General features: G+C 71.5%; 10 protein-coding genes and 2 tRNA genes. 8 read left to right on the top strand and 4 right to left on the bottom strand.

The features are described 5' to 3' along the window. Nucleotides 1-29: 29 nt before the first annotated feature. Nucleotides 30-212 carry a hypothetical protein gene (locus tag ACWGJ5_RS09030; RefSeq protein WP_453309078.1) on the top strand — a complete coding sequence of 61 codons (183 nt, stop codon included), beginning with the start codon at nt 30-32 and terminating at the stop codon, nt 210-212. A 265-nt stretch (nt 213-477) separates the two neighbouring features. On the opposite strand, the gene ACWGJ5_RS09025 is transcribed toward ACWGJ5_RS09030, so the two are convergent. Both ACWGJ5_RS09025 and ACWGJ5_RS09020 read right to left on the bottom strand, forming a co-directional pair. Then, nucleotides 478-948 carry an NUDIX domain-containing protein gene (locus tag ACWGJ5_RS09025; RefSeq protein WP_453309077.1) on the bottom strand — a complete coding sequence of 157 codons (471 nt, stop codon included), beginning with the start codon at nt 946-948 and terminating at the stop codon, nt 478-480. 2 nt (nt 949-950) lie between these two features. Continuing rightward, nucleotides 951-1,694, bottom strand: coding sequence for an XRE family transcriptional regulator (locus ACWGJ5_RS09020; protein WP_453309076.1), 744 nt, complete (start codon nt 1,692-1,694; stop codon nt 951-953). A 119-nt stretch (nt 1,695-1,813) separates the two neighbouring features. On the opposite strand from ACWGJ5_RS09020, the gene ACWGJ5_RS09015 reads away from it, so the two are divergent. From ACWGJ5_RS09015 to ACWGJ5_RS08995, 5 genes are all read left to right on the top strand, one after another. After that, nucleotides 1,814-2,044 carry a hypothetical protein gene (locus ACWGJ5_RS09015; RefSeq protein ID WP_453309075.1) on the top strand — a complete coding sequence of 77 codons (231 nt, stop codon included), beginning with the start codon at nt 1,814-1,816 and terminating at the stop codon, nt 2,042-2,044. Nucleotides 2,045-2,290: 246 nt separating this feature from the next. Beyond that, complete coding sequence (locus tag ACWGJ5_RS09010) at nt 2,291-2,734, top strand: glycine-rich domain-containing protein (protein ID WP_453309074.1); 444 nt, start codon at nt 2,291-2,293, stop codon at nt 2,732-2,734. A 69-nt stretch (nt 2,735-2,803) separates the two neighbouring features. Continuing rightward, nucleotides 2,804-3,640 carry a protein kinase gene (locus tag ACWGJ5_RS09005; protein WP_453309073.1) on the top strand — a complete coding sequence of 279 codons (837 nt, stop codon included), beginning with the start codon at nt 2,804-2,806 and terminating at the stop codon, nt 3,638-3,640. A gap of 312 nt (nt 3,641-3,952) precedes the next feature. Further along, nucleotides 3,953-5,029: a site-specific integrase gene (locus ACWGJ5_RS09000; protein WP_453309072.1), complete on the top strand. Its 1,077-nt coding sequence runs from the start codon at nt 3,953-3,955 to the stop codon at nt 5,027-5,029. Nucleotides 5,030-5,152: 123 nt separating this feature from the next. Next, nucleotides 5,153-5,341, top strand: coding sequence for a DUF1918 domain-containing protein (locus ACWGJ5_RS08995; RefSeq protein WP_453309071.1), 189 nt, complete (start codon nt 5,153-5,155; stop codon nt 5,339-5,341). 95 nt (nt 5,342-5,436) lie between these two features. Here ACWGJ5_RS08995 and ACWGJ5_RS08990 read toward each other — a convergent pair. Next, a tRNA-Arg gene (locus tag ACWGJ5_RS08990) sits at nt 5,437-5,509 on the bottom strand. 204 nt (nt 5,510-5,713) lie between these two features. Further along, a tRNA-Ser gene (locus tag ACWGJ5_RS08985) sits at nt 5,714-5,804 on the bottom strand. Between the two features lie 336 nt (nt 5,805-6,140). Between ACWGJ5_RS08985 and ACWGJ5_RS08980 the strand changes: the two genes are divergently transcribed. Next, nucleotides 6,141-6,506, top strand: a complete 366-nt coding sequence (locus tag ACWGJ5_RS08980) for an SSI family serine proteinase inhibitor (protein WP_453309070.1) — start codon at nt 6,141-6,143, stop codon at nt 6,504-6,506. Nucleotides 6,507-7,327: 821 nt separating this feature from the next. Then, a complete protein-coding gene (locus ACWGJ5_RS08975) occupies nt 7,328-11,899 on the top strand; it encodes a PAS domain-containing protein (protein WP_453309069.1) in 4,572 nt (1,523 codons plus the stop codon). Nucleotides 11,900-11,939: the final 40 nt, after the last annotated feature.

Raw genomic sequence — 11,939 nt, 5'->3', positions numbered from 1 at the left:
GACCGTCAACCGTGGTAACAGGAGTGACCATGCCCATCGCGCTCACGCTCAGTGCCCTGCTCTCCCTGTCGATTGCTCTGAACGTGGGGTTCGTTGCAGGCTTCATCGCCGTTCGTACTGGCGTCGGCATGGCACAGGCATTGCTCACGGGGGGCGGGGCTGCTGGGGGCTGTCTAGCCCTGGCTATCGCGGCTGTCGCCGCGTACCGCTGAGCCGTTGGCAGGTACCCCAGATACTGGCCACCTCCGGTCGATCCGATCAGGGCCCGTACGAGGGTCGAACCGATGGACCTACAGCGGCGGACCACCGCCGTAGGTAGGCCCCAAGGAGCCCCATGGGGAACCGCAGTGGCCCACAGGTAGGTGACCCCCAGTCCGCGGTGCAGGTGCTCGCCCCTCCTCCAGGCTGATGGTCGTGTTCAACGGCCTGTGTGTGCCGTCGTTGTCGGCAGGGTTGTCGTCACCGCGATCTACGAAGTTAGCCGAGATAGGGCCGATCACGGTGCTCCAGGAAGTGACGGATCCGGAGCTGCTGCGTGTGGTGCATCGGCAGTTGACCAATCTCCTCTGGCTGGATGAACCGCAGCTCCGTGGACTCGTCCGAGATCGCGAGTTGGCCGCCGACCACACGGGCGGTGAAGCAGATGTTGAACTGTCTGCGCACCTCACCGTCCGAGTAGGCAATGACGTGGCGAGGGTCGGTATACGTGCCCACGAGCCCGGTGATTTCTACATCCAGACCCGTTTCCTCCTTCGTCTCGCGGACAGCCGTTCCCGGGAGTGAGTCGGTCATCTCCATGCCGCCGCCAGGGAGCGCCCAGAGATCGTTGTCCCGTCGACGCTGAAGGAGAATGCGCCCTTCGTCGTCGGTAACCACGGCGGACGCGGCGACCACCAAGCTGTTCGGCTCAGGTGCCGCCGGGTCGTCGTAGTACTCGGTCCGTGCCATGCTCACCCTTCTCGAACTGGCGTCGCGGTCGCCCACACCGCAGCGAAGCTGTCAGCGTACGTGTCGAACATGCCGCCTTCCCCACTTCGGCGCAGGTGCCAGACAGGGGCACCGTAGGCGTTCACGCCCCAGACATGAGCGTTGACCAGTGCCTGATCATCGGCTCGGTAGATCGAGTTGTAGAGCGTGGTGGCATGGGTCCGCACCTCGATGCCAGGTACCCCGACAAGGGGGCGATAGTGCATCAGCGCGAGGCGGCAGCGGGACTGGATCCCGTGGCCGAACTTCTCTTCCTCGCCACGCTGCTGGACGTTTGAGCTGTCCGCGTCGCCGAGTGCAATGCGGACTGCGCAGCCCTCGGCCGCTCGCTCCTTCAAGAGCTCGTTGAGTCTCGGGTACGCCTCGTGCAAGAAGACGGCCGCATACACGAGCACGTCGATCTGCTCGCGAGCCTGGGTCAGCATGTCCACGAAGGTGGATACGGGGATGTCCGCGCGTTGGTCGTAGAGAGCCACAAGTTCCGGGCTGACGGCGCGGGCGGGGCGTGCCTGCCGGAGCGCTGGCCATAGAGCGTGCACGTCTTCTCCTAGCGTTTCCGCTGCCAGCATGGCCGTGGCACGGCGAGGCGTACGGTCCAGATTGACCCATCGTTCGACGGACTTGGGATCGACTTCGACCTTGTCCGCGAGGGCGGAGTACGTCCAGCCGCCGGCCGCCATGGCAGCACGTAATCTCTCGTTCGGCATCCCAATCTCTCCTAACACCCGGGGACGGCACTAGGGACGTTCTACCCGACGCGGGACGTCCCGAAGTGGGGTTTGTCGGAGGTTCCGACGTCCCGATGAGCGGCAGGATGCTCGTGCCCATGGCGAGCAACCAGCAGACCAGACCAGGCATCAGGGAACTGGCGAAGGACACAGCCAGTGGACGTATCGGCGTCGTCATGGGTGAGGTCGGCGCCCGGGTGCAGATAAGGCCCATCGGCGGGGGCCTCGAGTGGGACGCCAAGCCGGACAACGTGGTGGCGCCGACTGCGCGGGAGGAACTGACCGCCCGCCTGGCCATCAAGAACGGCAACAGCCGGGACGGCCTGTGATGCGCGCCATCGGCCAGTACGCGGGGGTCCTGTTCATCATCATGATCAGCGGTTCGTGTGGCCTGGTGATCGGCATGGCCCTCGGTATCAGCCAGTAGACCGGCCGCCCCGAACGGGGTGCCAGTTCCTTGGCTCCCCTTCCCCGTTCGGGGCCGGCCTTCCATCCCCCCGGTTGTCCTGAGCCATGCCTGGGCGACCGATGCGGGCGTAAGTGCCAGAGCACAGCGACACTCAAGGAGTATTCGCATGACGGCAACGGCCAACGATCAGAGGACCGGTCGCGCGGTGGCTGGTGAGGACCTGTTCGACAGCCTCACGCACTTCGTGGTCGTCCACAACGGGCAGACGCGCGAGCGGGCCGAGCAGATCGCGGACCAGGCGGTGGCCTTCGTGGTCACCGCAGCAACTGCCACCGTCCCTATGGTCCCGTCGGACGACGTGGACCTCGGTCTGCACGCGCTCATCCTGCACACGAAGGAGTACGCCGCTCTGTGCGAGCGGTACGCGGGCCGCTTCCTGCACCACAACCCGATGCCGGGTGGCGGGGCTCGTGACCCCGAGAAGGTCGCCGCCTCCGCGCACGCGATGAAGGCGGCCGGGTTCATGGTCTTCGATGGCCTCTGGACCGTGGACGGCACGAACCTCGCGCAGTGCGACTCGGACTGTGGCCGCCCGTACGGTCAGGCGTAGCCACACGACACCAGCGCGCGGCCGGCCTCGACGCGTGGTCGGCCGCGTTGCCCGGAAGGAGAACTGACGTTGTCCGGGACACCCCCTGAACTGCCGATCGTGGTGCTCGACGCGCTCATGCCCACAGCTCAGCGCCTGGTCGTCAATCGCCGGGGCTCGATGGTCTGGGAGGTCGAGAGCCATCGGGGGCAGTACGCCGTGAAGGTCGGCTATCCCATCGCGGCTACGGCCGACTGGCCCGCCCAGCCCTGGACGGCGCTCGCACCGGCACGGGAAGGCGCCGTGCTGCACCGCCTGGGCTTCCATGACTTCGCGTACGGCGAATGGGAACGGGGCACCTGGAACTTCCAGCCGTGGCGCGAAGGACCGGACCTCTACCAGCTGTGGGCGCCCTGCCGTGAGCCGGACTCGCGCATCGAACCGCACACCAGCGTGGCCCTGGGCTGCGTGGAAGCGCTGGCCGAACTGCACGCCAAGGGCTGGGCCCACGGCGACGTGCAGCCCGCGCACTTCATCATCGGGCCGGAACGGACGCACCTCATCGACCTGGCCTTGGCGCGCGGCGGGCATGTGCCTGGGGGGTACGACTTCCCCTTCCGCGGCTGCCTCGTCCACTACGAGGCGCCGGAGATCGCGCGCAGCGTGCTCGCGACCGGAGAGGCTGAGCCGACGCAGGAAGCCGACATCTACGCGCTCGGCGCCTCACTGCTCATCTCTGCCACGGGCTGGCGGGCCGTCGAGTACCCGGACGACGCACCGCGCCCCGAGCAGAGACGAGCCGTCGCGAGCGGCAAGCGGCGGGCCGTGTTGGTGAACGGCGAGCTCGGCGAACTGATCGACGCCATGCTCAGCCCTGCTCCCGAAGACAGGCCCACGATCTACGAGGTCGGTAAGGCCATGAGCTGAACCCGAAGCGCCGGTGCTCTCCGGCGACGCAACGCGCAGCGAAGACCGACCACGCAAAGACCGGACCACCCTCAGCCTGGACAGCATTCCGGGTGGTCCGGTCGTGGAAGCCCTGATCAGGACCCCGGTGCCGATGGTACCGGGGCTGTTGGCGTGCTCAGACTCGGGGCGCTGCCGCAACCCGGTCCCACTGATGTCGAGTTGAAAGAGGTTCGGACCTGAGCCACAGAAAGTCAGCCACGACGGCGGGGTGCCGAACGAGCACCCGCCACGGCCGACTCCCTCAACGGTCTCCCGGTCGCCACCAGCAAGATGACCATCGCCCAGTACCTGACCTACTGGCTCGCGAACGTCGCCAACGGCAAGGTCCGCAGGACGACCTACGTCAATTACGAATCCCTCGTCCGCAACTACGTCACGCCCGAGTTCGGCAAGAAGAAGCTGACCCGGCTCACCGCCCGCGACATCCGGGCCTTCCTGGCCAAGACCGCGGCCACCTGCCAGTGCTGCGCGCAGGGGAAGGACAAGAAGCGGCCCGAGCACAAGCGGCGCTGCTGCGCCCTCGGCAAGTGCTGCAAGAAGCTCCCCTCAGACAGGACCGTGCGCTTCCTGCTCGTGATCCTGCGGGCCGCCCTCCAGCACGCCGTGCGTGAGGACGAGCTGCCCCGCAACGTCGCCCGGAACGTGGAGCTGAGCATGGGGACGAGCCGCGAGATTGAGCCTCTCGCGGCCAAGGAGGGGCGTCAGCTCCTCGCGGCTGCTCGGGACAACCGACTGTGGGCCACGTACGAGCTGGCCGTCCGGATCGGCCTGCGGCGGGGTGAGGTGCTGGGGCTGCGCTGGTCGGACGTAGATCTTCACGAAGGGGTCCTCACCGTCCGGCAAGCTCTACAGCGGGTCGGCGGTGAACTGCTGATCGTCGCGCCCAAGACTCAGCGCTCAGCCCGCCGCGTGGCCCTGCCGGCCGAGTGCGTGACGGCGCTCCGTGCCCAGCGCGCTCAGCAGATCGCCGACCGGAAGGCCGCTGGCGCGAACTGGAAGGGGACGGGCCACGGCCTCGTCTTCACCACGAAGAACGGAACCCCCATCGAGCCGCGCAATCTGAACCGGTCCTTCGACGCGCTGTGCGCCCGCGCCGGAGTCCGAAAGGTCCGCTTCCATGACCTACGCCATACCTGCGCGTCCCTGCTCCACGAACAGGGCGCCGACGCCCGAATGATCATGGAAGTCCTGGGCCACAGCTCCATCCGCGTGACCATGGACATCTACACCTTCGTACGGCTCGACTCCCAGCGCTCGGCCTTCGACCGCGTCGGGGATGCGCTGAGGGGTGACGACCCGGGGCCGGACGATGACGACGGCGCGGCTGGCGTCCTTGCAGCCGTCTGATCCGCCCCGCATCCGCCCTCGCTGCGCTGTCGCTGGTTAGGCCGAACTGTCACCGCCTGCCGTTCCGAGACAGCGGCTCGCGGGGTAGGGCAGGCGAGGTCAGCTCGACAGAAAGGCGCCAGCATGCAAGCGAATGTGGGTGACAGGCTTCTTGTTCACGGCCGGATCGTGGGGCAACACGATCGCACCGCAGAGATCATCGAGGTGCTCGGGGAGAACGGGACGCCGCCCTATCGGGTCCGCTTCGAGGACGGGCACGAGACGCTGATGAGCCCAGGCCCGGACACCGTCATCCGTAGCTTCCAGGAGTAAGCAACTCTCCTGTATCAGCGGTTGCCGTCAAACACTGCCGTCAAGGCAAAAGCCAGAGGCCCTGTGGATCACTCCACAGGGCCTCTGAACTGTTGTGCACTCGGCAGGATTCGAACCTGCAACCTTCTGATCCGTAGTCAGATGCTCTATCCGTTAAGCTACGAGTGCTTGTTCTTTTGTTCTTGTCCCCGTTTCGGCCCTTTCGGCCCCGTCCCGGCGACAGGAAGAACATTACATGACTGCCGCCGACATGTGAAATCCGATTGGCACACCCCTTGTGACCTGCGGAAACGTTCACAGACGGGCTGAGGAGCGACGGAGGATGGGAACGCCGAAGCCCCGGTCCTGGGGACCGGGGCTTCGGGATCGGTGCGGAGGCGGAGGGATTTGAACCCTCGATGGGCTTTAAGGCCCAAACCGCATTAGCAGTGCGGCGCCATAGACCGGACTAGGCGACGCCTCCAGCACAACCGCTCACGCGAGCGCGCGAGTGGTGCGTGCAGATGATGACACAGCCGAGCGGCCTGTCACCAATCGCCCCCCACGGTACTAGGCAGTCGGGCCGCAGGGCAAAGGGCTTCGGTCCGGCGCGGCGCAGACGCAACGTCCGGGGGGCCGCGGCGTTGGGCAGGGCATGGTCATTCTTCTTCAGCGGGGTCAGGGGCGCAGAGCCCCACAGCGGGATCCGGGGGTCGCGGTCCCTCGGCAGGGGCGTGTACATGGCGGTGGCACGTCCGTCCTCGCCGGCGTATCCGCCCTGGTCGCCCTCTGCGCCGTTCCCGCGGTCGCCGCTCCCGTCGTGCCGCCGCCCGTGCGGCCCGAGGACCAGGCCGGTGATCACCTCACCGTCGTCGTGCGGCATGCGGGGTCCGAGTGGGACGGGACGTACGAGCTGTTCTGTCATCCGGCCGGCGGGAGCCACCCGGACGCCGCGGAGGCCTGCCGGGTGCTGGACGAGCACGCGCAGTGGGGGCGGGACCTCTTCGCCCCGGTAGCACCCGGCACCCTCTGCACCATGTTCTACGGCGGACCGGCCACCGCCCGGGTGACCGGCACCTGGGCCGGACGCAGCGTCGATGCCGCCTACGACCGCAGCAACGGATGCGAGGTCGGGCGGTGGGACCGGATGGTGCCGCTGCTGCCGAAGTCGGGCGCGGCGATGTGAGCCCGCGGGCCCACCGGCTGATCGGCCCCGTAGCCCGTCCGTCACCCCGCCGACGCACAGGCCCGTCCGTCAGCGGGTCCGTCAGCCCGCCGGCCCGTCCCCGTCACCCCGCTCGCCCGTCCGCGTCGGCCTGCTCGCCCATCAGGCCACCGGCCCCACCGGCCCCACCGGCCCGCAGACCCAGCGATCCGTCGGCCCAGCGATCCGTCGGCCAGGAACCAGCGGGCCACCGACCCGCACCCCGGCGACCCGGCGACCCGGCGACCCGGCGACCCGGCGACCCGGCGACCCGGCGACCCGGCGACCCGGCGACCTGAGGATCCGCCGACCCGGGATCCGCCAGTTCGCCCTCCCGCCGCCCCTCCGGCCCAGGGATCCACCAGCCGACCGACCCGACCGCCCCACCCATCCACGTCACGGCGATCCCCCGATCCAGCGATCCGCACCCGCCCACAGCTCCACAGCCCAGCGACCCACCGGCTCACTGCCCCACACCCAGCGCCCCGCCCCGCCCCGCCTTTCCCACCGACCGGCCCAACCCAGCCCACCCCTACCAGCTCACCGGCTGCTCCCGGGAAATCACCCGTCCCGTAAAGGTCCGGCGAAGGTCTCGCGGAGTCGGAGGGCGGGGTCGGCGGCCGGGGTGCGCCGGGGTGACGGGTGGTGGCCGGTTCGTTGTCACTTTGTCGTGGGACCTCCCTCTCATCCGGCGTCGCGAGCGCAACGTGTGCCCTTAGACTCCCTCGCGTGACACGTCGCGGGCCGGTTGGCAAGATGGCCCGAGCGGTCGGCAAGATGCGGTAACAGGGAGGAAGCGTCTCGTGAGCAGCAGGCCATCCCGAGGCGCTGCTCGCCTCGCAGCCATACTCGACGCGCTGCCGGACGCGTTGGTCCTGGTCAACGCCAACGGAACCGTCGTCAACGCCAACACCATCGCGCTCGAGGCATTCGAGGCGCCGGGTACGGCTCTCGTGGGGCGTGGGCTGCTCGATCTGCTGCCCGAGTTCGACTCGCGGCTGATCCCCGGGTCCATGCGGCGGCCCGATCACATGGACCCGCAGGGGCGGACCAAGCCCACGCGGATGGTCGCGCGGCGCACCGACGGGACCGAGTTCCCCGTCGAGGTCACGAGCGCGAACCTGGAGAACGGGCAGCAGGCGTACGACGGTTACGGATACACGGGTGACGAGCTGCTCATGCTCGTCGTCCGGGATCTCTCCGGGACCGTCGACACCGAGGCGGAGCTGGCACGCTCGCAGCGGCAGACCGAGATGATTCTGCGGGCCGCCTCCGAGGGTGTCGTGGGGACCGACACCGACGGGCGGATCGTGCTCGTCAATCCGGCCGCCGCCCAGATACTGGGTTACCGGGCCGGGGAACTCGGCGGCAAGGAGCTGCACACGCTGGTGCTGCACTCACGCGCCGACGGTTCGCCGTTCCCGTACGAGGACTCGCCGCTCGCCGACACCCTGCGCTCCGGGCGCAAGCACCGGGTGCGCGGGCAGGTGCTGTGGTCCAAGGGGGACGCAAGGGTCTCGGTCGACCTGACCACCGCGCCCGTACGGGACGGGGACCAGCTCGTCGGCGCCGTGATGACCTTCACCGACCGGCGGGCGTACGAGGCCATCGCCGAGGAGAAGGGCGCGCTGGAGAAGGCGCACGCGGAGGAGGTCGAGCGGCTCGCCGAGGAGCACGCCTCCGACCTGACCGCACTGCGCCAGCAGCACGTCACCGAGCTCGAGGAGCTGCGCGAGAAGCACGCGGAGGAGGTCGGGGCCGGCGAGGAGCGGTACGCCGCGCTCGCCGAGCGGGAGAAGGACCGGTACGAGGCCCTCGCCGGGCGGCACGAGCAGTTGCTGACCCTGCTCGGGCAGTCGCTGCGCGGCCCGCTGGAGGAGCTGCGGCGCGAGCTGGCGGCACTGGCCGCCGACGACGCGGGGCAGCTGTGGCCCGAGGCCAACCAGGTCCTGCATCACCTTTCGGCCGGATATTCGCGGATCACGACGCTCATCGACAACGTCCTCGGGTACCAGCGGCTGGACGCGGGCGCCGAGGACATCACCCGTACGAAGGTGCTGCTGGACGCCGTCGTCGCCGCCGGTGTGGACGGGGCCGTCGAGCTGATCGGTCCGGGGCGGGTGCAGTTCGCCGTGCACGCGCCGCCCATCGAGGCCGAGGTCGACCCGCAGCGGCTCGCCACCGCGCTGGCCCATCTGGTGGCGGACGTCGCCGGTGTCGACGCCACCGGCAACTCGCCCGTCTCCGCCGGCGGTTACCTGGACAACACCGTCGTGGTCGCCGCCGCGCAGCGCGGCGAGGTCGCGCGCATCGAGGTGCGCGGGCCGTACGTCGGGGGAGACCCGGTGCACGAGCCGATCGTGCGCGGGATCGTACGGGCCCACGGCGGCGTGCTGCAGACGCACGAGGTGCCGGGCATGAGCGGCAGCGCGTACGTGCTGGAGGTGCCGCTCGGCGGTGGCGCGGGGGCCGTCGACGGCGCGGGCGCGGGGCCGGTGCCCGCCGCGCTTCCGGCCGCCGCGCCGGACGCGGGCGTGCAGGGCTCCGGCGCCGGTGAGGTGGCCGTGGTCGAGGCCGGTGGCGCCGAGCAGGCTGCCGGTGGCGGTCGGCGGCGGGCCCGGCGGTCCTCCACCGACGCCTTCCTGGACAGTGACGTCTCCGGTGCCGGGCAGGCCGGTGAGGCCGACGCGGCCGCGCCGACCGGGCGTCGGCGCAGGCGGGCCGGCGCGCCCGCCGAGGAGACCGGCGCGGTCCCGGCCGAGGCCGCAGAGGCCGCGTCCGGGGGTACCGGACGACGCCGTGGCCGGTCCGCCGAGGGCGGCGCCGGTGACGGCGCGGGTGTGAGCGAGGGTGTGAGCGAGGGTGTGAGCGAGGGCGCGGTGGTGACCGCGGCCGAGCATGCCGCGGGGGCCGCCGCCTCCAACACGGGCCTCGGCCCCGCCGTTCCGCCACAGGGCGTGCCCGCGCCCACGGGCCGGCGCGCCCGCCCCGCCTCCGGCGCCCCGCAGGCCGCCCTGCCGCCCGCACTGCCGGCGGCGGGCGACGAGCCGGCGCCGGGTGCGCAGGCTCTTCCGGGTGGCGAGGGTGTTCCGGCCGAGGGCGGGCAGCCGACCGGGCGGCGTCGGCGCGCGCTGGCCGCCGCGGCGGAACGTGCCGCCGCCCAGGAGGCGGGCGGTGCGCGTACGGTCTTCGCCCTGCCGCCGGCCGAGGCCGACCGCACCCCGCAGTCCGCGGACTCGGCGAGCGGAGTGGGCACGGTTCCGGCGGCCGATGGCGTTCCGGGTACGGCTGTGCCCGTCGGGCCGGGTGCCGGTGTCGGGCCGGGTGCCGGTGTCGTGCCGGGCGCCGGTGTCGTGCCGGGCGCCGGTGCCGTGCCGGGCGCCGGGCAGGTTGCCGGTCCCCTTCCCGTTCCCCCTCAGGCCTCCGGTCCGGTGCCGGTGCCCACTCAGCTGCCGCTGTCCCCCGCGGGGGTACCGGGTGCCGACGGCCGGCACGACGCCGTACCGCTCGACCAGAGCGCGGACCACACCCCGCCGCAGCCGCATCCGACCAGCGCACCGACCGGCCGGCGCCGCCGCGCCGTGGCCCAGTCGGCGGATGCCGCCCAGCCGGCGCCTACGCCCACGGCCCCGGCTCCGACGCCCACGGCTCAGGCCGCTCCGGCGCAGGCCGTACCGGGCGTAGCGAGCGTGCCGGGACAGGTGACTCCCCCTCAGGGGATTCCGGTCGCTCCCGGGCAGGCCGTACCGCACCCGGCGGGGACGCCGACTCCCGGTCAGGGCACGCCGGTTCACGGCATTCCGGCGCAGGGTACGGCCGGGCAGGGCATGCCCGTCCAGGCCGGTCCCGCGGCGGCGCCCGCGCAGACGCCCGGTGCGGCACCCGGCGCCCCGGCCGGTGCCTCAGCCCCCGGCCAGCAGACGGCCGTACCCCAGGCGGCCGTACCGCACCCCGCCGCGCCGACGCACGACACCGTCGACCGGCCGGTTCCGGCGACCCCGACTCCGCCCGGTGGTAGCCCGAGCGCCCAGCCGCTGCCCCCACCGGCCGCTGCCGGACCGGTACCGGCCGCCGTTCAGGCGCCCGTGCCCCAGCAGTGGCCCGGCGCCGACGACACCTCCGGCGCGGGCACGCCCGTACCGCAGACCGGCACGCCCGCCCCCGGCACCCCGCTTCCCACGGACCACGCCGGGGTCCAGGCGCCGCGCGCCGCGCAGCGGTCGCCCGCCGAGGGCGCCGCGGTCGACCCGAACTCGACACAGGGACGGGCGATCAGCGTCCGCACGCTCGGTCAGGGTGTGCCGTTCTCGCGGCAGGCCGCTCAGGTGCAGCAGCCGACGGCTACCCCGCCGCCGCACGCGCCGGGCGGTTCGGGCCGCCGGCGCAAGCTGGGCACGCCTCCCGACCCGGCCAGGCAGCCGGAGCAGGCGGGCCGGCCCCATCAGCCGGCCGAACAGCCGACCACCGCGCATCCCTCCCAGGCCGGGCAGGCCCGGCTCGCCCCGGGTACCGAGGGCGCCGGACGGTCGTACGCCATAGGCGCGCCGGACGCCGACGCCGCCGAGGGCCCCGAGCCGCTGGACGGCCCCGGGGGTGCCATCGAGATCGCGGACAGCCCGCGACCGCAGCCGCTGGACGACGAGCTGCCGCCGGAGCCGCTGGACAACCCGCGCCGGCTGCTGGTGTGGCCCGCGCCGGACGCGACGACCCAGCAGGCGCTGAGCGACCGCGGCTACCGGCCGGTGATCGTGCACTCCCGTGAGGAGGTCGACGCGCAGATCGCGGCGTTCCCGGCCGCGCTGTTCGTGGACCCGCTGACGGGGCCCATCACGCGTACGGCCCTGCAGTCGCTGCGCCAGGCGGCCGTCGCGGCCGAGGTGCCGGTGCTGGTCACGGCCGGGCTCGGGCAGGCGACGCGCGAGGCGGCGTACGGCGCCGATCCCGCCGTACTGCTGAAGGCGCTGGCGCCACGGGACAGCGAGCAGCATCCGCCGCGAGTGCTGCTCATCGAGGAGCACGCGGAGATCGCGCTGGCGCTGACGGCGACGCTGGAGCGGCGCGGGATGCAGGTGGCGCGGGCCGCGAGCGACAACGACGCGGTGACGCTTGCGGGGCAGTTCCGGCCGAACCTCGTGGTGATGGACCTGATGCAGGTGCAGCGACGGCAGGCCGGGGTCACCGGGATCATCGACTGGCTCCGCGCGAACGCTCAGCTCAACCGCACCCCGTTGGTCGTCTACACCGCAGCGGTCGACCAGGCCGACCTGCCCCGGCTGGCCTCGGGCGAGACGGTCCTCTTCCTCGCGGAGCGGTCGACGAGCGGCGAGGTGCAGAGCCGGATCGTGGACCTGCTGGCGCGGATCGGCACCAACTAGCTCACGGACCTCTCGTACCTCGTACGACCCCTGGCGCACC

This window comes from Streptomyces sp. NPDC054783, from assembly GCF_053611725.1.
The sequence above is the reverse complement of the archived record's forward strand: the minus strand, read 5'-3'. Positions and strand labels throughout refer to the sequence as shown.

Bases quoted from the DNA above. Each gene is read 5' to 3' on its own strand.
- ACWGJ5_RS09015 (WP_453309075.1), top strand. From the start codon at position 1,814: ATGGCGAGCAACCAGCAGACCAGACCAGGCATCAGGGAACTGGCGAAG.
- ACWGJ5_RS09010 (WP_453309074.1), top strand. From the start codon at position 2,291: ATGACGGCAACGGCCAACGATCAGAGGACCGGTCGCGCGGTGGCTGGT.
- ACWGJ5_RS09025 (WP_453309077.1), bottom strand. From the start codon at position 948: ATGGCACGGACCGAGTACTACGACGACCCGGCGGCACCTGAGCCGAAC.
- ACWGJ5_RS09000 (WP_453309072.1), top strand. From the start codon at position 3,953: ATGACCATCGCCCAGTACCTGACCTACTGGCTCGCGAACGTCGCCAAC.
- ACWGJ5_RS09020 (WP_453309076.1), bottom strand. From the start codon at position 1,694: ATGCCGAACGAGAGATTACGTGCTGCCATGGCGGCCGGCGGCTGGACG.
- ACWGJ5_RS08995 (WP_453309071.1), top strand. From the start codon at position 5,153: ATGCAAGCGAATGTGGGTGACAGGCTTCTTGTTCACGGCCGGATCGTG.
- ACWGJ5_RS09030 (WP_453309078.1), top strand. From the start codon at position 30: ATGCCCATCGCGCTCACGCTCAGTGCCCTGCTCTCCCTGTCGATTGCT.